The sequence below is a fragment of the Candidatus Accumulibacter meliphilus genome (assembly GCF_036625345.1).
Taxonomy (GTDB): Bacteria; Pseudomonadota; Gammaproteobacteria; order Burkholderiales; family Rhodocyclaceae; genus Accumulibacter; species Accumulibacter meliphilus.
This window is the reverse complement of the sequence record NZ_JAZKTZ010000005.1, coordinates 1-22,588: the sequence shown is the minus strand read 5'-3', so window position 1 is coordinate 22,588 and position 22,588 is coordinate 1. Positions and strand designations below refer to the sequence as shown.

The window sequence follows — 22,588 nt, the reverse complement described above, 5'->3', positions numbered from 1 at the left end:
AACGATAGTGGGAAGAGGGCGAGCATGCTGAAAATTCTCTACTTTGCCGGGCTGCGCGAGCGACTGGGACAGGGCAGCGAAGAACTCGAGCTGCCGACCGGGGTGAGCGATGTCGCGGCTCTGCGCGATGTTGCTGGCTGCCCGCGGCGGCGCCTGGGAAAGCCTGGTGACGCTGAGGAACCTGCGCTATGCCGTCAATCAGCAGATGGCACGGCTCGATTCCCCCGTGTGCGCGGGCGACGAAGTCGCTTTCTTCCCGCCGGTGACCGGTGGCTGAGATGCGCGTCCGCGTTCAGGAAGCCGATTTCGACGTCGGCGCTTGAGCTGGCTGCCCTGCGCCAGGGGAATCGGCAGATCGGCGCCGTGGCGTCCTTTGTCGGCCTGGTGCGCGATAACAACGACGGAGCCGGCGTTTCCGAGATGAGCCTCGAGCACTATCCGGGGATGACCGAGAAAGCGCTTGGCGAGATCGTCGAAGAGGCCTGCCGGCGCTGGGCGATTATCGACGCTCTGGTGATTCACCGCGTCGGTCGCCTCTTGCCGAGCGATCAGATCGTCCTGGTTGCGGTGGCTGGCGCGCATCGCGGCGAAGCCTTTGCCGCCTGCGAGTTCATCATGGACTATCTCAAGACGCGCGCACCGTTCTGGAAGCGCGAAGTCACGCCGAGCGGCACGCATTGGGTAGACGCCCGCGACGCCGACGATCAGGCCGCCGAACGCTGGCAGGAGCCCGGTGCAGACTGACTGGGCAGCACCGCGTTCACCATTCTCTACGAGGCTTTCAGCAAGCCTGACAGCCGCGCAACGCACGCAAGAAACAGGCTTTCGAGTCAGCCTTGGCGTTGACTTAGCCCGGCATGCCCCCACTTGTCACGCATGAACATAAACCTCCGAAGGAGTGCAGCATGCGTTTCGACAAACTGACGACCAAATTCCAGCAAGCGCTGGCCGATGCCCAGAGTCTGGCGGTCGGTCACGACAACCAGCTGATCGAGCCCCAGCATTTATTGCTGGCCCTGCTGCAGCAGGAGGACGGCGCAACATCGCCCTTGCTGGCGCGCGCCGGGGTCAATGTGGCGTCGCTGAAAGCGGCGCTCGCGCAAGCGATCAGCCGCCTGCCGAAAGTCGAAGGGCACGGCGGCGAGGTACAGATCGGCCGCGATCTCGGCAACCTGCTCAACGTCGCCGACAAGGAGGCGCAGAAACGCGGCGACCAGTTCATTGCTTCGGAGATGTTCCTGCTCGCATTGTGCGATGACAAAGGCGAGTGCGCTCGCCTGGCCAAGCAGCACGGCCTGGTCAAGAAATCCCTCGAACAGGCAGTGACCTCGGTGCGTGGCGGCCAGGGTGTCGATAGTCAGGATGTCGAAGGGCAGCGCCAGTCGCTGGCCAAGTACTGCATCGACCTCACCGAACGCGCCCGTCAAGGCAAGCTCGACCCGGTGATCGGCCGCGACGACGAGATTCGCCGCGCGATCCAGATCCTGCAGCGACGCACCAAGAACAACCCGGTCCTGATCGGCGAACCTGGCGTCGGCAAGACGGCGATCGTCGAAGGCCTGGCGCAACGGATCGTCAATGAAGAGGTTCCGGAAACGCTGAAGGGCAAGAAAGTGCTGAGCCTCGACATGGCTGCGCTGCTGGCGGGTGCCAAGTACCGCGGGGAGTTCGAGGAACGCCTGAAAGCGGTGCTCAAGGAGATCGCCCAGGAACAAGGCCAGATCATCGTCTTCATCGACGAACTGCACACCATGGTCGGCGCCGGCAAGGCCGAGGGTGCGATCGACGCGGGCAATATGCTGAAGCCGGCGCTGGCGCGTGGCGAACTGCATTGCGTCGGCGCGACGACGCTCGACGAATACCGCAAGTACGTCGAGAAAGACGCCGCGCTCGAGCGCCGCTTCCAGAAAGTGCTGATCGACGAGCCGAGCGTCGAGTCGACGATCGCCATTCTGCGTGGCCTGCGCGACAGATACGAGCTGCACCATGGCGTCGATATCACCGATCCGGCGATTGTCGCTGCGGCCGAGCTGTCGCATCGCTACATCACCGACCGCTTCCTGCCGGACAAGGCGATCGACCTGATCGACGAAGCGGCAGCGCGGATCAGGATGGAAATCGACTCCAAGCCGGAGGTCATGGACAGGCTCGACCGGCGCATGATCCAGCTCAAGATCGAGCGCGAGGCGGTGCGCAAGGAACGCGACGAAGCGTCAAAGAAACGCATGCAGCTGATCGAGGAGGAACTGCGCAAGCTCGAGCGCGAGTACAACGACCTCGATGAAGTCTGGAAGGCCGAAAAAGCGCAGGTGCAGGGCAGCGCCCACATCAAGGAAGAAATCGACCGGCTGAAGCTCGAGCTGGCGGGCCTGAAGCGCGAGAGCAAGTGGGAGCAGGTTGCCGAGATCGAGTACGGCCGCTTGCGCGAGCTCGAAGCGCAATTGCTCGTTGCCGAGAAATCCACGGATGGTGCTGGCCAGCACAACAAGCTCCTGCGTACCGAAGTCGGTACCGAAGAGATCGCCGAGGTGGTTTCCCGCGCCACCGGTATTCCAGTGTCGAAAATGATGCAGGGCGAACGCGAGAAGCTGCTCCTCATGGAAGAGCGTCTGCACAAGCGGGTCGTTGGTCAGGACGAGGCGGTGCGCCTGGTGGCCAACGCCATTCGCCGTTCGCGTGCCGGGCTGGCCGATCCCAATCGGCCTTACGGTTCCTTCCTCTTTCTCGGCCCGACCGGGGTCGGCAAGACCGAGCTGTGCAAGGCCCTGGCCGGCTTTCTCTTCGATTCCGACGAGCACCTGATTCGCGTCGACATGAGCGAGTTCATGGAAAAACACTCGGTGTCACGGCTGATCGGCGCGCCGCCGGGCTACGTCGGCTACGAGGAAGGCGGCTACCTGACCGAAGCGGTGCGGCGCAAGCCCTATTCGGTGATTCTGCTCGATGAAGTCGAGAAAGCGCACCCGGACGTCTTCAATGTCCTGCTGCAGGTCCTCGACGACGGCCGCATGACCGATGGCCATGGCCGAACGGTCGACTTCAAGAACACCGTGGTGGTCATGACTTCGAACCTCGGCAGCCAGATGATCCAGCAGATGGCCGGGGATGACTACCAGGTAATCAAGCTGGCGGTGATGGGCGAAGTGAAGTCCTATTTCCGGCCCGAGTTCATCAATCGCATCGACGAAGTCGTCGTCTTCCACGCGCTCGACGAGCAGCATATCAAGTCGATCGCCGCCATCCAGCTCGCCTATCTCGAAAAGCGCTTGGCGCTGCTCGAACTGCGCCTGCAGGTGGACGACAGCGCGCTGTCGGAAATCGCTGCCGCCGGCTTCGATCCGGTCTTTGGCGCTCGTCCGCTAAAGCGCGCGATCCAGTCGCAACTCGAGGACTCGCTCGCCAAGTCGATTCTCGAAGGGCGTTTCGTCGCCGGCGATACGATCCGTGCGCATTGCGAAAACGGCATCATGCGCTTCGACAAGGTCTAAGATACAGGCATGGCCCGCGGGGGGCCGAAACGGAGCGACCGATATGAACCTCGTCTATGACAGTGCCCACTACTCGATCGTCGCTTATCCGGTGCAGGAGGGCTTCGAGCTGGTCGACAAGGCGGCCAGCCGCAGCCTCTTCGTCCAGGGCTCGGTGGCCAGGGCCCTGCGCCGCACGCTCGACGAGATTCCCGACAACGAGCGCGACGAAGAATCGATCGACGCCGTGCTCGACACCTACTGCGCGGGCGCCGCCCGCGCCATCGTGCTGCATTGACGGCGCCGGTCGTGCTGCGGCTCTTGTGACGCCTGCTTCGGTTTCCGTCGAGAGCATGGCGACTTGGCTTGCGGCGCATCGCGCGCGATGGCCCCAGATGCGCTATGCTGCACCGGTGCGTTGCGCACGTTCGCAGCCCCGTTGATGTGCCCGCGGACGGCGGCGCACTGCTCGGTCGGACAGCGCTCCGGCGGCTGTCGCACAAGTGCAGCGGAGGGGCAGCCATGATGCCTGGCGACAAGCACTACGCCAGCTGTCGAGGCGGGCGTGCCAAAGCGATCATTGTACTTTTCGCTCACTTGCTGGTGCTCACGCCAACGCCCACATGCGGCGGCGAGGAGGGCAACGGCAAAGGGCGCACCGGAGGCCACATGAAGATTGAAACGTCGCTCGCTGACGAATTGCGGGCAAACCGTGACGACTCGCGCAAGTTCTCCGTTATCGTCTCGTTCGAGGATAGTGCCAGCGTCGAATTGTTGCGCCACTTGGGAGTCGAGCCGACAGCCGTCTATCAGAGCATTGCCGCCGCCGCGGCAGTAGTCACTGCCGCCCAGATTGCGACCCTGGCTGCTGCCGGCAACGTCACGTCGATAGAACTTGATCAGCCGGCGGCAGCACTCGGGCCACGCTGAGGCGGGCTCATTGGTTTCCGTCAGGCTGGCGCCAACAGCCCTCGGTCGTGAATCGGCAAGCGGCCCTGCCGCCGGCAGCACGACTCGTACTGCCGAGGTATCCAACAGGCGGCGCGTAGCGCGAGCGACCTCGCGGGCGAAGCCAGCCCGTGCTCATCACTGACCTGACCGGCCCGCAGCGCGCCGCGATCCTAGATGCCTTTCTTGGCGATCACCGGCGCTGGCTTCAAGGCCAACGCTGCCCGGTCGACGTTGACCCGGCCATAACCGAAGCTGGCGTCCCAGCCCGGCGCGCCGAGATTATCGACGTAGTACGCCAGAAGGTTCCAGATCTGCTCGTTGCTGGCGAAGCGGTGGGCGCCCCACACCGCGGCAGCTGCACCGGCAACGTGCGGGCAGGCCATGCTGGTACCGCTCATCGTCCCATAAGCACCACCCCTGGTCGTCGACAGGACGTTAACTCCCGGCGCGCAGATGTCGACTTCCGGCCCACGGCTGGAAAAGCTTGCTAGGGCGTTGGCCGAATCGATCGCCGATACGGCGATCACGTTCTTGTACTTGGCCGGGTAGCCGACGCTGGCACCGGTGTTGCCGGCCGCCGCGACGACCAGCAGACCCTTGCTCCAAGCGGTATTGCAGATGTTCTGCAGGGCCGTCGACCCGCCTGACCCGCCGAGGCTCATGCTGACCACGCGCATGCCGTTCTGGATGCACCAGTCAACGCCCGAAATGATCTGGCTATACGAGCCGCTACCGCTGCTGTCCAGAACCTTGACCGCGTACAGGTAGGCGCTGGGCGCCACGCCGACGACGCCGGCACCGTTGATTGCGGCGGCAACCGTGCCGGCGCAGTGCGTGCCGTGGCCGTGATCATCCATTGGTGTGCTCGCGCCGGCAACGAAGCTGACGCCGCCGCGGTAGTTGGCTTTGAGGTCCGAGTGGTTGTAGTCGATACCGGTGTCGACCACCGCCACCCGTATTCCTTCGCCCTGCGACGACGGCCAGCCTTGCGGTGCCTTGATCTGCACAACGCCGGCCGGCACGGTTTCGGCCAGGATGCTCGGCTGGTTCTCGAATTGCAGGTGGCCGAACTGACTGCCGATCGCGTAGCACACCTGGTCTTCCTCGACCTCGGCGACGTTGCCATTCTTCGAGAGTTCCTCGATCTCCGCCTTGGTCAGCCGCGCGGTGACGATCGGCGATTCGTATTGATTGACGTCGTAAGCGATCAGATCCTCGTCCATCGCCGGCACTGATGCTCCTGACGCCAGGCTCGTCGCGTCAAAAAAGTACGTCTGCATGCCTTTGGGCAATACGCTGCGCACGATGTCCACCTTGTCCGCGCCCTTGTCCGAACGCTTTTCCTTCGCCTTGAAGGTGATGATTACCGACTTCCGCTTCTCGCTCATGGCTTTTCCTTCCACTTTGCCTGTCTCGGATTTCTGGCGCTTTTCGTGCAGCCCGTGGCTGCGGCGGAACGCGCCCCTTTCGGCCCTGGTGCCCGCTGGGGGGGTTGCCAGCCCGGACAAGACAGCCGAGTGGCCCTGTAGCGGAAGACCGCTAAGTGAGCATGGGGACGATATGAGTACTCTAGGTGACAAGCGACAGAATGCAATCCCGGATCGATTGATTGATTCTATCGGCCGAATCACTCCGTTGGGAAATGTGAGCGCTCGTAGAGAGCATTCGCTGTCGCGCGCGTCAGGATGACTGCTGAAAGTTCCGTTAGCTTGGCATGCCGCAAGGCTATCGAAAATTTTTCGATAGATCGGTGTATATGACTCCTGTATCGCCACTCCCGAAGGGCCTAGCCATCCATGAGTGCCAACGGCACGACGAGCACCAGTGCCCACGGCACAGGCGGCAAGAAAAGTGGACGACGGCGAGTCGCCCCGGTCCGCGCTCGCTTGTGGAAGGACTGGCGGCTATACTCGCCGACGTGCGCTTCTGGCTGCGGTGAGCAGCCAGGGCGCGGAGCAGCAGGTGGGGAGTGGCAGAAACGCCCCACCTCCAGTGATCTAAGCATGCAAGCATTCAAGCATTCGATGCCATGAACAACACCAGCGATCCGCAGTCAGCGCAAGCCGCGCATTCCGATCATTCCGCCCAGCCCGCTCGTTCGGCGAGCGGTGGCCCTTGTCCCAGCTGCCACGCGCCGATGGCGGTGCAGCAGTTCAAGCGCCAGCTCAACGGCGTCGTTTCGCTCGACATCTGCTTTCCTTGCCAGGGTATCTGGTTCGACGAGTTCGAGAGCGCACAACTCGCTCCGGCCGGCGTTCTCGAACTCTTCCGCCTGCTGCACGAACACCATGCCGACCTGCGCCAACCCTGGCGCGACGTGCTGCAATGCCCGCGCTGCCGCGAACGCCTGATGCACCGACTCGACAGCACGCGCAACGGCCGCTTCGCCTACAGCCGCTGCCCGCAGCGCCACGGTCGCTACAGCGCCTTCGCGGCGTTCATGATCGAAAAAGGCTTCGTGCGCCAGCTCAACGGCGCCGAAGTTGCCGAGCTGGCGCGGCAGGTACAGACCATCCGCTGCTCGGGCTGTGGTGCGCCGGTCGATATTCGCCGCGATCACGTGTGCACCCATTGCCGTTCGCCGATCGTCATTCTCGACCCCGACGCGGTACAGGATGCGCTCGACAACTTTGGCGAAAAAGCCAGCCGGCAGGAGCACGTGAACCCGCACGCCGTCGCCGATGCGCTGCTCGCCAACGAGCGCGCCAAGTCGCTGGCGACTCGGGAAAAGCGCAAGGGCTTGCTCGAAGCCGACATTTCCGATCTGGTGGTGGGCGGTATCGAAACCGTCTGGAACCTGCTGCGGCGCTGAGCGGGTGATGGCGTGATTACGTGATTACGTGAGCGGCGAACGATGACCACTCGCCTGCAGCAGAGCCTTCGCGCCCGACTCCGGGAGCTTCATGAGCAGGAAGAACTGTGGTCGGCTTTCGCCAAAGCCTGGGCTGTGGAGTGCGAGACCGGGGTCCCGGCTGACGCTGCGGCGCTCCTGGAAGACTGTCTGGGGCAGGGCGCCTTTGATGTCCTGGGCAACATCCTGGGCCTTGCGCCAAAGCTCGGCAAACTCGCTGGCGGTCGCGCCGGGACGCCCGAAGCCCTGCAGCAGGTGGCCATCGGCATTTGCCTGGTCGCCTGCGAACGGCGGGTGCAAGAAAAGTTCGCAGCCGAAGGCATCGGCCCAGGAGGCGAAGCTGGAGCCGGAGCAGCCGACGAGATGCTGATCGCCGCCAGCGAGCAGCTGGCCGCCGCGGTGATTGCGGCCGCGTGGTGCGAAAACGGCGTCCGCATCCGTTTCGACGAGCAGACGCGAACTGCCGAAGCGATCAATGTCCTGCGCGACCTGCCTCCGCAGGAACTCGATTTTCAGGGGCCACGGGACTGCGTCAAGGCCGAATTGCAGGCGATCGTCAAGACGCCGCTGGATGATCTGGGGACGGTCGATCGACGGACGCTTCTGCAGGACGTCAAGGCCCGTGGTGTCGTTTCCGACGACGCGCTGCTCAGCCAGTTGACGCGCTACGCCCGCAAGAACGATTCGCGGCTGATGTTCGGCCTGAACGCGGCCAGCGCTCACCCGCTCGATGAAGAGGCTCTGCGGAAGGAATTCGCGACGTACTTTGGCGTGCCCACGTTCCGCTATGGTGAGGCCATCGGGGATAGGCTGGACGAAACCGGCAGGCAGGCGTGGACGCGAGCAAATCTACAGGCCGACCTGATGGATTATTTGTTGCCGCTTTTCGAGCGGTTGTCCGGACCAAAGGCGCAGGCCCGGTCCGGTTTGCAGGACATGCGCTTTCGGGTGGCGCTTTCGCTCGCGGGTGAACAACGCGAGTATGTTGATGGGGTCGACTCGCACCTTGTCGAGGAATTGGGACGCGACGCCGTGTTCTACTACCCCAACTTCGAGGCACAGCTGGCAAGACCGAACGCAGACCTCCTCTTGCAGAAGATCTATCACGAGCAGGCCGATCTGGTGGTCGTCTTTCTCGGCAGGGATTACCAGGCAAAGGAATGGTGTGGTGGCGTTGAATGGCGCGTCGTGCGTGAGCTGATCAAGAAGCGTCAGGATGATCGCATCATGCCTTTCCGTTTTGACGACGAACCGGTGGATGGTCTGTTTTCCATCGACCTCGCTGCCGACTGCCGTAAGCATCCTCCCGCCAAGGCTGCCGCGCTCATCATCGCGCGCCTCGAAGAGATACCGCCCCGGGCATAGAGATCAACCACGCCACGCCATTACAGGCCGAACCAATGGAAACTGACGTCAGAGAATTGCTGAAGAACCTGAAAACGGACGCCGTCGAGCGCTTCGACGACATCGTACATCAATGGTCGCAGAACGAAATCGACGCCCTGCATCTGGCGCTGGCGTCAGGAAGGCCGCTGCTGGTGCGCGGCGAACCGGGAACCGGCAAGACCCAGCTGGCGCTGGCGGCGGCCAGGGCCCTGGACTGGCGCCTGGAATGCGTCACGATCAGCCCTCGCTTCGAGGCGCAGGATCTCTTTTACCGCTTCGACGCCGTGCAGCGACTGGCAGATGCGCAGGCCGCCGGCGTTGCCGGCGGTGGCGTCAAGCCTGATCACTGCTACTGGCTGCCCGGACCGTTCTGGCTGGCTTTTGCCTGGGATGACGCGCTTGGGTATGGACCGCAGTCCGCCGCCGTGAAGCAGTACGTCGGCGATGGCAGCGAAGCGTCGCCGGGCAGCCACTCAGCCGGCGCACCAGCGAGCGCCGGCGCCAAACCCGCCGGGCACGTCATCCTGATCGACGAAATCGACAAGGCCGACAGCGACCTGCCGAACAGCCTGCTCGAAGTTCTCGGCAGCCGCGAGTTTCCCAACCCGGTGACGCGGCAGCCGATCAAGCCCGGCGATGGCCTGCCGCTGGTGGTGATCACCACCAACGAGGAGCGCGAATTGCCGGCGGCCTTCCTGCGCCGCTGCGTGGTGCTGACGCTTAGAACCCGACGATTCGTATGCCGACTTTCTCGTCAAGCGCGGGCTCGCGCACTTCGGCACGCGGCACCATCCGGCGGCGTTTGCACGAAAGATCCTGCAGGATGGCCGCCGAGCAGCTCGAGGCTGACCGCCATAACGCACGCATGGCGGCGTGTTTCGCCACCGGGCCTGGCCGAATACATCGACCTGCTCACCGCCCTGCGGCCGGTTGGCGCCCGGCAAGCGCGCCGAGCAGAAAGAGTGGCTGGTGAGGCTGGCGCCGTACGCTTTCCTCAAGAACGGAATCATCGACGGCAGTCCGCAGTTGTCGCAGCAGCGAGCAGCCCTCGGAGCAGGCGAGCCGCCGCCGCAATGAAGCGCTCGCCGCTTGCTGGCGCGCGCCGATCTGTTGCGCGCGCTGTCGCTTGCCGGCGACGACGAGGAGCGACAGCGTCGCTACGCCGGCCTGCTTGCCTTCGAGCGGCAGCCGGTGGTTGCAAGCGTCTCGGGCATCATTTCGCCCGTAGGCCAAGTTCGTGTCGTGGTCGGTCCTGCGCCTGCAACATCTGCCGAAGTCGAAGCAAGAGAGCCTCTGCGCGCGCCACTTTTCGCCATCACCGCCTGCCAACGTCTCGAACTGCCGGCTGAGGACGCACCCGACAAGACAGATCGCAGCCCTGACGCCCGCGCAATGCGCGCCGCGGCGCAGCGACGGCGACGCGGCGCCCTTCGTTCCGCTGGTTCGTCACGCGCGCCTGTGGCCGGCGCTCAAGCGCTCGGCGCTCGAAACGCGCCACGCCGGGCTCGACACTGCCGCGCCTGCTGCGCGAACTGGCCGACGCCCGACCGCTGCGCCGCTTGCCGCGCCTTCGGCAGTCGCTGTGGGGCGGCGAACTGGTCGTCGTCTGGGATCGCGCCGCACACCTGCAGCCCTACCAGGAAGACTTCCAGGCCATCGTCACCGACCTGCTGCGCCAGCGCGGCACCGGAGGCTTCACCTTGTGGCTGGTCGACGGCAGTCCGCAGCAGGTCCGCCAGCGCTGGCCCGAGAAGCCCGCTCATGCCGGCCGGGTTTCTGCGCCTCGGCCCGAGGCCATTGCCGCTGCCGGCGCCGGCGAACGCGCGTGCTGATTGCTCTCCGACGCCGGCGCGCTGGCCGCGCTGCAGCCGGCGGGCGCACGCCGTGGGCCGAATTTCGCCCGCCACCTGTCGCAGCACGGCGCGCAGCCCGTCGTCTGGGCGCCGCTGGCGCCGCGCCAGATCGACGGTCGAGCTGACGCGCTGGGCCGACGTCTTCTGCCTGCAGCCGGCCGGCGGCCTGCGCCGCCAGCGTGGCCGTATCGCCACGACGAGCAGCGGCGGCCGAAAGCGCTCGCCTGGCGCGCTGCGCGAGCGGATGCTGGCGCGCATGGCCTTCTGCGTTCGCGTCGAGCCGGCGCTGCTGCGCGCCCTGCGCGGCGTCAGCGCCGAGACCGCCGCCGAGCCGGCGCTCGAAGCACTGGTCTGGGACGCATCAGCCGGTGGTCCAGCGACAGCCACGTCTCGCGTGCCGTCTCGCCGGAATACGTGGAGACCTACCGCCAGGCCTTCCAGGCCCTGCCTGCCGCCGAGCAACTGCAGGCGCTCGAAGCCGCGCTGCAGGTCCACGCCTGGCGCGGCCGGGCGACCGAGGCGGCCGAAGCGTCTGATCTGGCAGGCGCACGCCTGCGCCCGAGGCGCAAGGCGAGTGCGCTGCCGGGTCGAAGAGGCACGGCGCTGGTTTGCCGCGCTTCCGCGCGCGCGTCACCCGAACGGCAGCAGCGGACCGATGCAAACTGCGCCACTACGCGCGCGACCTGCTGGCCCGCAACGGCGCCGACCAGCCGCTGGGTGGCCGCCAACTCGGCCTGGCTGTCGCCGGTCTGGCTGGCGACCGGCGCGCGCGCTGTCGCCGCCGGCCTGCGCGACGAAGACCTGGCACAGGCGGTCGCCGCGCGCAGCGACTGCCCGAAGTCGACTGTCGACTCGGCGTCGGCGCGCAGGGGCTGCTGCTCTGGCGTGGCGAGCGCCCGCCCGGACCCGGCCATTCGCGGCATCGGCCCGCCGCTGCGCGTCAAGCGGCTGCAGGTCAGCGACGCCGACGGTCCGCGCCTGCTCGACCCGGCCGCCGCGCCGCAGCGCGTCGCGCCGTTGGCCAGCCTGGCGGCCGCGGCGCCGGGCTGACGCTGGTCGCCGGCCGGCACGCCTACCGCGTCAGCCGCATCGAACGCCCCGCGTGGGCGCACGAGATCGGCCGCGACGCCTGCGGGCTCTACGCCGACCTGCTCGTTCCCGTTGAGTCGGGGGCTGCGCCGGACGAGCCCGCAGGCGATTCGCCAGCGCTGCCGCTGGATCGAGGCCGGGCATTTCCTGATGGGATCGCCGGCCGACGAGCCGAGCGCCAGGATCCACGAGGGCCCGCAGCACGAAGTGACGCTGAGCCGCGGCTTCTGGCTCGCCGACACGCGCCTGCACGCAGGCGCTGTGGCAGGCGGTGACCGGCGCCAACCCGAGCGAGTTCCAGGGGACGACGGCGGCGCAACCCGGTCGAGAACGTGAGCTGGGACGACGTGCAGCCTTCCTCAGCGAGCTGAATCGGCTGCTGCCGGGGCTGCAGGCGCGGCTGCCGAGCGAGGCCGAATGGGAGTACGCGTGTCGCGCGGGCACGACGACGCCGTTCAGCTTCGGCGACAACATCAGCCCGGAGCAGGTCAATTACCACGGCGGACACCCCTACGCAAGGGGCGAAAGGGGCCTGAATCGCGCGAAGACGGTGCCGGTCGGCTCCTGCCGGCCAACCCCTGGGGGCTTTACGAAATGCACGGCAACGTCTGGGAATGGTGTGCCGACTGGCTACGGCGACTACCCGACCGCGCCACAGACTTGACCCGACTGGGGCCGCAGACCAAGCGCTCCCGCGTGTTGCGCGGCGGCTCGTGGCGCAGCTACGGCTGGGACGCGCGTTGTGCCTACCGCGGCGGGTCGTGCCCGACTACCGCAACCGGGGCATCGGGTTCCGGTTCGCCCCAGGTCAAGCCGAGCCGGACGGCGCCACGGAGTGGCTGCCGCCCCGGGACGGGGCGGCCGGTGCCGCGGGACGCGGCGCCGCCAGTGCGTGGCTGTATCACGCGGCAGCGATGGAGCGCTGCCAAGTGGCAGCCAGCCGTCGACAGCGTCGAAGCGAAACAGGCACCGGCCGCGAAGCCGGACAAGCGCGCCAAGCCCCGGCGCGGCAAGCGATGAACACCGCACCCCTCGGAAGAATGGCGCCAGCGCGGCCCCGCCCCTTCCCACCGCGCTGGGCCAGCGCCTGGGGCGACGACCGCTTCGGGCTCTGGGCCGACCTGGCGGTCGCCGACGTCGTGCAGCGCCTGCGCTGGATCGAAGCGGCAGCGTTTCCAGATGGGCGACGAGCGACAGCCGGACCGGCAGGTCGAGACGCAAATCGTCGCCGGCTTCTGGCTCGCCGACACCGCCTGCACGCAGGCGCTGTGGCTGGTGGTGGTGGGCAGCAACCCAAGCCAGTTCAGCGCCAGCAACACGACCCATCCGGGCAGCCCGCAACATCCCGTCGAACAGGTGAGCTGGAACGACATTACGGCACCCGGCAGCGGTTTCCTCGCCGGGTTGCAGAGTTTCAGCCAGGGCGCGCCGCCCGAATTGCCCACCGAAGCCGAGTGGGAGTACGCCTGCCGCGCCGACGCACGCACCGCCTACAGCTTCGGAGACGAGATCACTCTGGCACAGGTCAACTTCCGCAGCGGCTCTGACCCCGCCGCGCCGGTGGCGGTGAAAAGCCTGCCCGCCAACGCGTGGGGCCTTTACGAAATGCACGGCAACGTCTGGGAGTGGTGCGCCGACGGTTTCGACGAGCAGGAATCGGTGCGCATCGGCCCGGCTGATCCGAGCGCGGCACTGCGCGCGCAGCGCGGTGGCTCGTGGGGAAGCAACGCCAGGGACGTGCGCGCCGCCGACCGCATCGTCGTCTCGCCCGGCGGTGCGAACCAGTTCACGGGCTTTCGCTTCCTCCTGCGATCCTGACGCTGAAGCGTTTCGGAAGGGCGGAGGGAGCCGCGCGAAACCATCGCCGTGCCAGGAATCACCTGACTCGTGCCGCCTTGTGCCGCATGCCCGCCCTTGGATCTCTCCGCCGTACCATACCGGTGCACACTCTTCAAAACACTGCAGCGCTGAAGCATGACGACGCCGGCCCAGTAGTGGCAAGGCGTTGCGGTGGGCAGGCAAAAAAAACCTTCGCACAAGAGGGCTAGACAGCCGGGCGGACTTCTGGCAGGATAGGTGGAGCGTAATCAATCTGCGCTTCAGTCGGAGGTTTTGCGATGCTTGCAACGAGTGCGGGGGAATGGGTGCACTGTGGTCGCGTGTTCAGCGCGACGGAGATTGCCGAGCTCTGCGCGACGGTCGCGTGGCTGCCGGGATTGGCACGCAAGGAGTTGGCGGCGACGGTCTGCGAGCACCTGGGCTGGACCACCCTGACGGGGACGGCGAAGATCAGCGCCTGCCTGGACTTCCTGGAGCGTTTGCAGGCGGCCGGATTGCTGGTACTGCCTGCGTTGAGGCCCTCGCCGCCGCGCCGTTGCGCGCCGCCCTCGGCATCCGTCGCCCCCGTTGCCGAGCCGGCGGTGCACTGCGCCCTGTCGGCGCTCGCGCCGGTGTCCCTGGAAGTGGTTCGCGACGCGACCCGGGTGGCGCAGTGGGATGCGCTGGTGGCGCGTTGGCACCCGCTGGGTTTCCAGGGGGCCTTCGGCTACCGGCTGCGCTACTTTATCACGGCGGGCGACCGGCGGCTGGGCTGCGTCCTGCTGTCCGGTGCTGCCCGCGCGGTGGCCGTGCGCGATCAGTGGATCGGCTGGACGGCCCAGGCCCGCCGCGAGAACCTGGCGCGGGTGGTGAACAACAGCCGCTTCCTGATCTTTCCGCACGTCCGGGTGCCGCATCTGGCCAGTCATGTGCTCGGGCAACTCGCGCGCCGCACACGCGCGGACTGGCTCGAACACTGGGGCTTCGAGCCCCTGCTGCTGGAGACCTTCGTCGATCCGCGTCACTATGCCGGCACCTGCTACCGTGCCGCCGGTTGGCAGTTGCTTGGGGCAAGCAGCGGGCGCGGGCTGGCCCGCCCTGGCCAGTCCTATCACAGCACGCCCCGCCAGGTGTGGGTCAAAGCGCTGACCTCGGATGCTTGCGCCTCGTTGTGTGCCGCGCCGGGGAGCCCGCGGTCATGAGCAAACCTTGCCGTCGCCCGACACGCGTGGCCATCAAGAAGCTGCGCTCAGAGAAGAAACGGCAGGAGAAGGTACTGAACGCGAAGCTGCGCGCAACGGGACAAGTCCCCCACTCAGCCGCTCCATTGCCCAACAGAAGCTCGGCCTTCGCGACCGTCGACGAGGAACAAAAGGCCCGCGAGGACGCCGTGAGCAAACAGATGCGCCTCCTGCGCAAAGAGCTGCCCGCCTTGCTCGCTCAACTGGAACAAATTCCCGACCCGAGAGATCCCAAAAAGCGCCGGCACAAGCTGACCGTGCTTCTGCTCTACGGCTTGCTGATGTTCGTCTTTCAGTTCTCCTCCCGGCGCGAGACCAACCGCGAAATATCCCGTCCCCAGTTCATGGCCAACCTCCACCTGCTGTTCCCGGAGATCGATACCCTGCCACACGCCGACACCCTGTTTCGGCTGTTGCGCGACATTGACCTTGAACAGCTCGAACAGGCCCACGTCGATCTGGTGAGGCGGCTGATTCGCGGCAAGAACTTTCGCCGCTATCTGATCGACCACTGCTATCCGATCGCCATCGACGGCTCACAGAAGCTCGCTGGCGACACCCTCTGGACGGAGGAACTCCTGCAACGTACCGTCGGCAAGGACGAAACCCGTCACACCCAGTACTTCGTCTACGTCCTCGAGGCCAGCTTTGCCTTCCACAACGGCCTGGTCATCCCACTGCTCAGCGAGTTCCTCGAACACGCGCTGGGCGAACCCGAAGCGCAAAAGCAGGACTGCGAGCTGCGCGGCTTTGTGCGCTTGAGCGACCGGCTCAAGACGCTGTTCCCCCGCCTGCCGATCCTGCTCCTGCTCGACGGCCTCTACGCCAACGGGCCGGTGATGCGGCGCTGCTTGCGCGCCCACTGGCAGTTCATGATCGTGCTCAAGGACAAGGATTTGTCCACGGTCTGGCAGGAGTTCCGCGCGCTCCACGCCCTGAAGCCACAAGTTGTGCAGCGCGGTTGGGGAAGACGCCGACAACACTTCAGCTGGGTCAACGACATCGACTACGCCTTCGCTGCCAACGGGCGTCAGCGTCTCAAGCTGAATCTGGTGGTCTGTGAGGAAAGCTGGGAGAAGATCGATGAACAGGCCAGGACCGTCACCGAAACATCGCGCCACGCCTGGCTCTCCAGCCAACCGCTCAGCCAAGACAATGTCCATGAGCGCTGCAACCTCGGGGCCCGCCACCGCTGGGGCATCGAAGCGGGCTTCCTCGTCGAAAAACATCAGGGCTACCACTACGAGCATGCCTTTGCCCTCGACTGGAATGCCATGAAAGGCTATCACCTCCTCATGCGCCTGGCGCATGTGTTCAATACCCTGGCACGCTTCACCCGACAGCTACGCGATCTCTATCAGCAACTCGGCGTGCGCGGTGCCATCGCCTTCATTCGAAGCTCCTGCGCCGCCCCCTGGCTCGACCCAGCACGAATCCGCGCGCTCCTCGCCGCTCCATTCCTGCTTCAACTTGAGTGACCTCACACAGGCGTACCCGAAACATCCTCTCGAGCGCGGCGTACGCCGCGTTCGGAAAGGCTCGCCTGGCGATCGTACCGCCGTCCAAAAAATTCTTTCGGCATCCTCCTGGCTGACTCCACCACCCGTCCTTTGCCGCTAGCCAACCGCAATTTGACCGCCTCGACCGCAAAAGCGGGCGTTACCGGCAAATGAGCCTGATTCGGCTGGGTCATGCGTCAGGGCTGAAAACACTGCAGCGCTGAAGCATGACGACGCCGGCCCAGTAGTGGCAAGGCGTTGCGGTGGGCAGGCAAAAAAAACCTTCGCACAAGAGGGCTAGACAGCCGGGCGGACTTCTGGCAGGATAGGTGGAGCGTAATCAATCTGCGCTTCAGTCGGAGGTTTTGCGATGCTTGCAACGAGTGCGGGGGAATGGGTGCACTGTGGTCGCGTGTTCAGCGCGACGGAGATTGCCGAGCTCTGCGCGACGGTCGCGTGGCTGCCGGGATTGGCACGCAAGGAGTTGGCGGCGACGGTCTGCGAGCACCTGGGCTGGACCACCCTGACGGGGACGGCGAAGATCAGCGCCTGCCTGGACTTCCTGGAGCGTTTGCAGGCGGCCGGATTGCTGGTACTGCCTGCGTTGAGGCCCTCGCCGCCGCGCCGTTGCGCGCCGCCCTCGGCATCCGTCGCCCCCGTTGCCGAGCCGGCGGTGCACTGCGCCCTGTCGGCGCTCGCGCCGGTGTCCCTGGAAGTGGTTCGCGACGCGACCCGGGTGGCGCAGTGGGATGCGCTGGTGGCGCGTTGGCACCCGCTGGGTTTCCAGGGGGCCTTCGGCTACCGGCTGCGCTACTTTATCACGGCGGGCGACCGGCGGCTGGGCTGCGTCCTGCTGTCCGGTGCTGCCCGCGCGGTGGCCGTGCGCGATCAGTGGATCGGCTGGACGGCCCAGGCCCGCCGCGAGAACCTGGCGCGGGTGGTGAACAACAGCCGCTTCCTGATCTTTCCGCACGTCCGGGTGCCGCATCTGGCCAGTCATGTGCTCGGGCAACTCGCGCGCCGCACACGCGCGGACTGGCTCGAACACTGGGGCTTCGAGCCCCTGCTGCTGGAGACCTTCGTCGATCCGCGTCACTATGCCGGCACCTGCTACCGTGCCGCCGGTTGGCAGTTGCTTGGGGCAAGCAGCGGGCGCGGGCTGGCCCGCCCTGGCCAGTCCTATCACAGCACGCCCCGCCAGGTGTGGGTCAAAGCGCTGACCTCGGATGCTTGCGCCTCGTTGTGTGCCGCGCCGGGGAGCCCGCGGTCATGAGCAAACCTTGCCGTCGCCCGACACGCGTGGCCATCAAGAAGCTGCGCTCAGAGAAGAAACGGCAGGAGAAGGTACTGAACGCGAAGCTGCGCGCAACGGGACAAGTCCCCCACTCAGCCGCTCCATTGCCCAACAGAAGCTCGGCCTTCGCGACCGTCGACGAGGAACAAAAGGCCCGCGAGGACGCCGTGAGCAAACAGATGCGCCTCCTGCGCAAAGAGCTGCCCGCCTTGCTCGCTCAACTGGAACAAATTCCCGACCCGAGAGATCCCAAAAAGCGCCGGCACAAGCTGACCGTGCTTCTGCTCTACGGCTTGCTGATGTTCGTCTTTCAGTTCTCCTCCCGGCGCGAGACCAACCGCGAAATATCCCGTCCCCAGTTCATGGCCAACCTCCACCTGCTGTTCCCGGAGATCGATACCCTGCCACACGCCGACACCCTGTTTCGGCTGTTGCGCGACATTGACCTTGAACAGCTCGAACAGGCCCACGTCGATCTGGTGAGGCGGCTGATTCGCGGCAAGAACTTTCGCCGCTATCTGATCGACCACTGCTATCCGATCGCCATCGACGGCTCACAGAAGCTCGCTGGCGACACCCTCTGGACGGAGGAACTCCTGCAACGTACCGTCGGCAAGGACGAAACCCGTCACACCCAGTACTTCGTCTACGTCCTCGAGGCCAGCTTTGCCTTCCACAACGGCCTGGTCATCCCACTGCTCAGCGAGTTCCTCGAACACGCGCTGGGCGAACCCGAAGCGCAAAAGCAGGACTGCGAGCTGCGCGGCTTTGTGCGCTTGAGCGACCGGCTCAAGACGCTGTTCCCCCGCCTGCCGATCCTGCTCCTGCTCGACGGCCTCTACGCCAACGGGCCGGTGATGCGGCGCTGCTTGCGCGCCCACTGGCAGTTCATGATCGTGCTCAAGGACAAGGATTTGTCCACGGTCTGGCAGGAGTTCCGCGCGCTCCACGCCCTGAAGCCACAAGTTGTGCAGCGCGGTTGGGGAAGACGCCGACAACACTTCAGCTGGGTCAACGACATCGACTACGCCTTCGCTGCCAACGGGCGTCAGCGTCTCAAGCTGAATCTGGTGGTCTGTGAGGAAAGCTGGGAGAAGATCGATGAACAGGCCAGGACCGTCACCGAAACATCGCGCCACGCCTGGCTCTCCAGCCAACCGCTCAGCCAAGACAATGTCCATGAGCGCTGCAACCTCGGGGCCCGCCACCGCTGGGGCATCGAAGCGGGCTTCCTCGTCGAAAAACATCAGGGCTACCACTACGAGCATGCCTTTGCCCTCGACTGGAATGCCATGAAAGGCTATCACCTCCTCATGCGCCTGGCGCATGTGTTCAATACCCTGGCACGCTTCACCCGACAGCTACGCGATCTCTATCAGCAACTCGGCGTGCGCGGTGCCATCGCCTTCATTCGAAGCTCCTGCGCCGCCCCCTGGCTCGACCCAGCACGAATCCGCGCGCTCCTCGCCGCTCCATTCCTGCTTCAACTTGAGTGACCTCACACAGGCGTACCCGAAACATCCTCTCGAGCGCGGCGTACGCCGCGTTCGGAAAGGCTCGCCTGGGTGTGCTTTCGGCAACGCTGCAAAGCCCCCGCAACCGCGCGCACGCCGCCCGAGCGCGGGGGCAATCTAGCTTCTGGAGGATGCTCGGGCGAGCAAGAAGAGCGGCGGAACCCTGCCGCTCGGCGACTCAGTCCGGCGCCGCTTCAGCCTCGGCGTGGGGCGGCCAGCGCCTCGGTATAGTTCCAAGGCATCCACGCCGACGGATCGAGCGCAACGGTCGCCACATGGCGCTGCAGAGTGACGAGGTAGTCGAACGGCTCGATCTGGTGCAGTTCCGCGGTATGAATCAGGCTCATGAACAGATCGCCGACCCGCGCCCCGTTCAAGGTCCGATAGAACAACGCGTTCTTCCGATGCAGGATCGCCTTCTTGAGGATTCTCTCGCAAACATTGTTGTCGATCGGGGCGCCCGGCACGCGCAGGAAGAGCGTCAGCTTCTGCCAGTGATTCTGCATGTACGAGATTGCCTGCCCGAGCCCCGAGTGAGGCTCCACGGTGTGCTCCGCGAACTGCCGGGCCATCCAGTCCTCGAGCGCCTGCAGGCGCGGGGCGCTCTCCTGCTGGTGCAGGAGCAGGCGCTCCGGCGGCGAAAGACCTTTCCGCCGCGCCTGCTGGTCGGTGCGGAAGACCTCGCGTAGCGTCGTGAGGACGAAGGCGACTTCGTCGGGAAAGGCATTGGCCACGTCGACGTACTTGCGTCGCGCATGCGGAAGACACGAAGCGGCCAGGGTCGGATGATCGCCCGGCTTGTTGCGAGACAAACCATCGGACATCTGGATCGGCGGATCCGGCGCCTCACGGCGGTCGAGCACCTCGGCGAGGTGTTCGCCGGCATGGCAGGGCCCGGTCTTGAACAACGCGATCGGACCGTGTGCCGTCTCGGCGACCAGCCCGGAAGTGAACACCCCGGTGCGATCCGCGCGGGCGCCCGGCGGCAGCGCCTCGGTGCGCGCCTCCTGGGTGAAGTTGAGAATACGCATCGTCGTATCGTCGTTGTAGAGCACCGACCCCTCGGCCGCCTGCTCGGCCAGTTCCGCAAAGGCCGGCGTCAGGCGGGCCGCCGCTTGCTGCACGACCTCCCACTGGGTCGCCGCCGGCAACGGAATGGCCAGCGCCTTCTCGAGCCGCGCGATGCGGTGGAACGGCAAACCGCAGCCGTACTTCAGGAGCGCGATCATCGCCGCGGCGGTCTCGTCGTATTTCGCCTCGCCGACACCTGCCGGTGGCTCGGCCGTGAACACCGTGCCACAGAGTCCGCAGCGCAACCGTTCCAGTTCATAGACCTGCGCCGCCAGGGGCGCCACCCCGGTCACGCGAACCAGCAGCGCCGGCGCTCGTCGTTGCCCGTACAAGCGACCCTCACAACCCGGCTCGGGGCAGGGATCGCCGTGCTTCAAGCGCGCATGGGCGACCGCGATGCGTGGCGCGCGGGGATAGTCCTCGGCCCCGTTGCGACCGTGCCCGGGGCGCTTCTTCTTCTCGCGCCGCGGGTCCGCATCGGCCGTGCCTGTCGCCGCACCAGCGGGGGCCGTTTCGCCGGCCGCACTCGCCGGCGGACGCTCGCCCGTCTTCTCTTCCCCGAGAACCGCAGCCGTGCGCTCGCTCGGCGAGCCGAAGACGATCCGCTGCACCCGTGCCAGCGTGGTCTGCGTCGACTCGAGCTCGGCGGTCACCCGCGCGAGGGTGTCCACCGCCGCCTTGAGGGTGGCCTGCTCGGCCTCGGGCAAGGCGCCGTCGCGGGTACGCTCGACAATGGCGTTGAGCTCCTGAATCGGGATCTGGATCCGCCGGGGCGGTTTCTGCCGGCGCCGGGTCATGCCAGAGCCCCGAGGCGGCGACGGAAGTCCGCGTGCAGCGGGTAAGCGAGGACTTGCTTGCGGGAACGATTGGGGCGATGGCTCAGGTCGTCCTTGCCGCGACCGGTGGTCAGGCCCAGTTCCTGCCAGTTGGCCGCCCGGTAACAGGTCCCCGCGTAGCGCTCGGGATCGACGAAGGTCTCCAGATAATGCACCGGATGGCCATAGAGCGTCTGCCAGTCGGCGCCAATCCGGCGCGCGACTCGGCCGAGGAGATGCGAGGCCAGATGCGGGACACGCACCCAGGGCAGGATCAGGAAGCGGCTCTGGTAGGCGATCTCATGCACATGCGCCCGGCGCACGGCCGGCGACCAGCCGATGAAGCCGTCACGCGGAGCGAGGTGGCGGGGCGCCGAGGTGAAGCCCAGACAGGCGAGCGGTCGCCCTTGGCTGAACGCCAGGTACTTGAGCTGCTCGCCGACGCCCTGCATCGGGCCGAGGTAATGCGCCTCGGCGATCAGGTGATCGAAGAGTCCTTCCAGCGGCGTGCGGCGAACCGTGACCAGTTCGACGGGGCGCAAGGCGTCGAGACGCGCTTCCAGCGGCGAGCGGTCCACGGCCACCGGCGGCGGCCGGCGGCGGGCGATGGCGTTGTTCGGTGGGCGGTGGCGGACTTCTGGCAGGCAGATGTGCTCGGCCCGGTGCAGGACGAGCAGCAGGCTGCGGCAGACCATGTCGCGCAGCGCGCCATTGGGCTGGCGCCAGTCCCAGTGTTCGCACAGGCGTTGCGAGAACGCCCGGCGGCTGGCGTCGGGATGCGCTTTGAGCAGGGCGCGGATGGTTTCGAGGTCGCCGGTAGTGACCGTGCGGCCGCGGTAGCAAAGGATCGTGGACACGCCGACCGTTATACCGGCTCCGGGCGTGGAACGCAAGCGTCAGGCGAGTACCCGCCAGGGCGGCATCCCCCCGGCCGCCGCGTAATCGCCTCCCGAGAGCAGCACCGCCAGGGCGTGCGGGGCGAGCACCTGTCCCGGCGAGTCCCTGGGCCAGAAGCGGAAGCGGCCCTGCGACAGGCGCTTCTGACACAGCCAGAAGCCTTGACCGTCATAGACCAGGAGTTTGACCGCCGTGTGCCGGCGGTTGCGAAAGACGAACAGGGCACCGCTGAACGGGTCTTCGGCCAGGACCTGGCGCACGCGCCGGGCCAGGCCGTCGATGCCGCAGCGAAAGTCGGCCGGCTCGGCGGCGACCCAGACGCGCAGGCGCGGGCTCAGCGCGATCACGGCCTTGTCTGCCACAGGCTGCGCGCGACCTCGGCGATGTCGCTGCTGGCCGCACGCGGCAGTTCGATGCGCAGCGCCCGGCCGTGCCGGTCAGAGAGGACCAGGACGCACGGCGACGGGGCAAGCGGCAGGCCGAAGTCGAGTTCGACGAAGTCCGCCGAGGGCGCCGATGAGCGCACGCCGGCGGCGGGTCGCTTGGCTGTGACTGTGCTGGCCAGCCGGCGCTTCAGGCTGGTGTAGTCGAGTTTCAGGGCAACGGCGACCTTGGCGATGCCGTACCGCTCGGCGAGTTCGATCGCTCGCGACCAGAGGTCTTCCGGGATACGCGGACTGCGCGGGCGGGTCTTCCGCCATTCGGCGAGGGCGGCCGCGGCATCGGCCAGCTGGGGGTCGGACAAGGGTAGGGACGGCGCCATCGGGAGGCCTCTGGATCAGTGAATACGGGCCTACCACGCTACCAGACCGCCTCGGCGATTTCATGCAGCGTTGCCGAAA

General features: G+C 66.3%; 18 protein-coding genes and 3 pseudogenes. 16 read left to right on the top strand and 5 right to left on the bottom strand.

The features are described from left to right. Positions 1 to 24: 24 nt before the first annotated feature. From moaD to V5B40_RS11125, 5 genes and pseudogenes are all read left to right on the top strand, one after another. Positions 25 to 277, top strand: a pseudogene (gene moaD / locus V5B40_RS11145) (molybdopterin converting factor subunit 1). Position 278: 1 nt separating this feature from the next. Further along, a pseudogene (moaE, locus tag V5B40_RS11140) lies at positions 279 to 744 on the top strand (molybdopterin synthase catalytic subunit MoaE). A 161-nt stretch (positions 745 to 905) separates the two neighbouring features. Then, positions 906 to 3,488 carry an ATP-dependent chaperone ClpB gene (gene clpB, locus V5B40_RS11135; protein WP_332354578.1) on the top strand — a complete coding sequence of 861 codons (2,583 nt, stop codon included), beginning with the start codon at positions 906 to 908 and terminating at the stop codon, positions 3,486 to 3,488. Between the two features lie 43 nt (positions 3,489 to 3,531). Then, a complete protein-coding gene (locus V5B40_RS11130; protein WP_169067100.1) occupies positions 3,532 to 3,765 on the top strand; it encodes a DUF3567 family protein in 234 nt (77 codons plus the stop codon). 371 nt (positions 3,766 to 4,136) lie between these two features. Next, the gene (locus V5B40_RS11125; protein ID WP_332354577.1) at positions 4,137 to 4,397 is read left to right on the top strand and encodes a hypothetical protein; all 261 of its coding nucleotides are present in this window, start codon (positions 4,137 to 4,139) and stop codon (positions 4,395 to 4,397) included. Between the two features lie 191 nt (positions 4,398 to 4,588). On the opposite strand, the gene V5B40_RS11120 is transcribed toward V5B40_RS11125, so the two are convergent. After that, positions 4,589 to 5,806, bottom strand: a complete 1,218-nt coding sequence (locus V5B40_RS11120) for a S8 family peptidase (RefSeq protein WP_332354576.1) — start codon at positions 5,804 to 5,806, stop codon at positions 4,589 to 4,591. 641 nt (positions 5,807 to 6,447) lie between these two features. On the opposite strand from V5B40_RS11120, the gene V5B40_RS11115 reads away from it, so the two are divergent. The 11 genes and pseudogenes from V5B40_RS11115 to V5B40_RS11065 all read left to right on the top strand — a co-directional run bounded on the left by V5B40_RS11115 (position 6,448) and on the right by V5B40_RS11065 (position 18,945). Beyond that, entirely contained in the window at positions 6,448 to 7,230 is a 783-nt protein-coding gene (locus tag V5B40_RS11115) for a zf-TFIIB domain-containing protein (protein ID WP_332354575.1), read from the top strand. 42 nt (positions 7,231 to 7,272) lie between these two features. Continuing rightward, positions 7,273 to 8,634: a TIR domain-containing protein gene (locus V5B40_RS11110; RefSeq protein ID WP_332354574.1), complete on the top strand. Its 1,362-nt coding sequence runs from the start codon at positions 7,273 to 7,275 to the stop codon at positions 8,632 to 8,634. Positions 8,635 to 8,669: 35 nt separating this feature from the next. Next, a complete protein-coding gene (locus tag V5B40_RS11105; RefSeq protein ID WP_332354573.1) occupies positions 8,670 to 10,004 on the top strand; it encodes a MoxR family ATPase in 1,335 nt (444 codons plus the stop codon). 210 nt (positions 10,005 to 10,214) lie between these two features. Beyond that, positions 10,215 to 10,487, top strand: a complete 273-nt coding sequence (locus V5B40_RS11100; RefSeq protein WP_332354572.1) for a hypothetical protein — start codon at positions 10,215 to 10,217, stop codon at positions 10,485 to 10,487. Continuing rightward, positions 10,488 to 11,558, top strand: coding sequence for a hypothetical protein (locus V5B40_RS11095; protein WP_332354571.1), 1,071 nt, complete (start codon positions 10,488 to 10,490; stop codon positions 11,556 to 11,558). A 310-nt stretch (positions 11,559 to 11,868) separates the two neighbouring features. Next, positions 11,869 to 12,617: pseudogene (locus tag V5B40_RS25255) on the top strand (formylglycine-generating enzyme family protein). Between the two features lie 159 nt (positions 12,618 to 12,776). Then, a complete protein-coding gene (locus V5B40_RS11085) occupies positions 12,777 to 13,415 on the top strand; it encodes a formylglycine-generating enzyme family protein (protein ID WP_332354569.1) in 639 nt (212 codons plus the stop codon). Positions 13,416 to 13,714: 299 nt separating this feature from the next. Beyond that, a complete protein-coding gene (locus V5B40_RS11080; RefSeq protein ID WP_332352692.1) occupies positions 13,715 to 14,617 on the top strand; it encodes a DUF4338 domain-containing protein in 903 nt (300 codons plus the stop codon). After that, positions 14,614 to 16,134: a transposase family protein gene (locus tag V5B40_RS11075; RefSeq protein ID WP_332352691.1), complete on the top strand. Its 1,521-nt coding sequence runs from the start codon at positions 14,614 to 14,616 to the stop codon at positions 16,132 to 16,134. Before V5B40_RS11080 ends, V5B40_RS11075 begins: the two co-directional genes overlap by 4 nt. Positions 16,135 to 16,525: 391 nt before the next feature. Then, positions 16,526 to 17,428 (top strand): DUF4338 domain-containing protein, encoded by a 903-nt coding sequence (locus tag V5B40_RS11070; RefSeq protein WP_332352692.1) that lies wholly within the window; start codon positions 16,526 to 16,528, stop codon positions 17,426 to 17,428. Further along, entirely contained in the window at positions 17,425 to 18,945 is a 1,521-nt protein-coding gene (locus V5B40_RS11065; RefSeq protein ID WP_332352691.1) for a transposase family protein, read from the top strand. The genes V5B40_RS11070 and V5B40_RS11065 overlap by 4 nt, the downstream gene beginning before the upstream one ends. A 212-nt stretch (positions 18,946 to 19,157) precedes the next feature. Here the strand turns inward: V5B40_RS11065 and tnpC are convergent, their stop codons facing one another. The 4 genes from tnpC to V5B40_RS11045 are packed head-to-tail and all read right to left on the bottom strand — an operon-like array spanning position 19,158 to position 22,509. Next, entirely contained in the window at positions 19,158 to 20,831 is a 1,674-nt protein-coding gene (gene tnpC / locus V5B40_RS11060) for an IS66 family transposase (RefSeq protein WP_332354568.1), read from the bottom strand. Beyond that, complete coding sequence (locus tag V5B40_RS11055; RefSeq protein WP_332354567.1) at positions 20,828 to 21,706, bottom strand: DUF4338 domain-containing protein; 879 nt, start codon at positions 21,704 to 21,706, stop codon at positions 20,828 to 20,830. Before V5B40_RS11055 ends, tnpC begins: the two co-directional genes overlap by 4 nt. Before the next feature lie 39 nt (positions 21,707 to 21,745). Continuing rightward, positions 21,746 to 22,093: an IS66 family insertion sequence element accessory protein TnpB gene (gene tnpB / locus V5B40_RS11050; RefSeq protein ID WP_332354566.1), complete on the bottom strand. Its 348-nt coding sequence runs from the start codon at positions 22,091 to 22,093 to the stop codon at positions 21,746 to 21,748. Then, positions 22,090 to 22,509, bottom strand: coding sequence for a hypothetical protein (locus V5B40_RS11045; RefSeq protein ID WP_332354565.1), 420 nt, complete (start codon positions 22,507 to 22,509; stop codon positions 22,090 to 22,092). The genes tnpB and V5B40_RS11045 overlap by 4 nt, the downstream gene beginning before the upstream one ends. Between the last annotated feature and the right edge of the window lie 79 nt (positions 22,510 to 22,588).

Bases quoted from the DNA above. Each gene is read 5' to 3' on its own strand.
- V5B40_RS11125 (WP_332354577.1), top strand. From the start codon at position 4,137: ATGAAGATTGAAACGTCGCTCGCTGACGAATTGCGGGCAAACCGTGAC.
- V5B40_RS11115 (WP_332354575.1), top strand. From the start codon at position 6,448: ATGAACAACACCAGCGATCCGCAGTCAGCGCAAGCCGCGCATTCCGAT.
- clpB (WP_332354578.1), top strand. From the start codon at position 906: ATGCGTTTCGACAAACTGACGACCAAATTCCAGCAAGCGCTGGCCGAT.
- V5B40_RS11085 (WP_332354569.1), top strand. From the start codon at position 12,777: ATGGGCGACGAGCGACAGCCGGACCGGCAGGTCGAGACGCAAATCGTC.
- V5B40_RS11080 (WP_332352692.1), top strand. From the start codon at position 13,715: ATGCTTGCAACGAGTGCGGGGGAATGGGTGCACTGTGGTCGCGTGTTC.
- tnpC (WP_332354568.1), bottom strand. From the start codon at position 20,831: ATGACCCGGCGCCGGCAGAAACCGCCCCGGCGGATCCAGATCCCGATT.
- V5B40_RS11120 (WP_332354576.1), bottom strand. From the start codon at position 5,806: ATGAGCGAGAAGCGGAAGTCGGTAATCATCACCTTCAAGGCGAAGGAA.
- V5B40_RS11105 (WP_332354573.1), top strand. From the start codon at position 8,670: ATGGAAACTGACGTCAGAGAATTGCTGAAGAACCTGAAAACGGACGCC.
- V5B40_RS11070 (WP_332352692.1), top strand. From the start codon at position 16,526: ATGCTTGCAACGAGTGCGGGGGAATGGGTGCACTGTGGTCGCGTGTTC.
- V5B40_RS11065 (WP_332352691.1), top strand. From the start codon at position 17,425: ATGAGCAAACCTTGCCGTCGCCCGACACGCGTGGCCATCAAGAAGCTG.
- V5B40_RS11075 (WP_332352691.1), top strand. From the start codon at position 14,614: ATGAGCAAACCTTGCCGTCGCCCGACACGCGTGGCCATCAAGAAGCTG.
- V5B40_RS11110 (WP_332354574.1), top strand. From the start codon at position 7,273: ATGACCACTCGCCTGCAGCAGAGCCTTCGCGCCCGACTCCGGGAGCTT.
- V5B40_RS11130 (WP_169067100.1), top strand. From the start codon at position 3,532: ATGAACCTCGTCTATGACAGTGCCCACTACTCGATCGTCGCTTATCCG.
- V5B40_RS11045 (WP_332354565.1), bottom strand. From the start codon at position 22,509: ATGGCGCCGTCCCTACCCTTGTCCGACCCCCAGCTGGCCGATGCCGCG.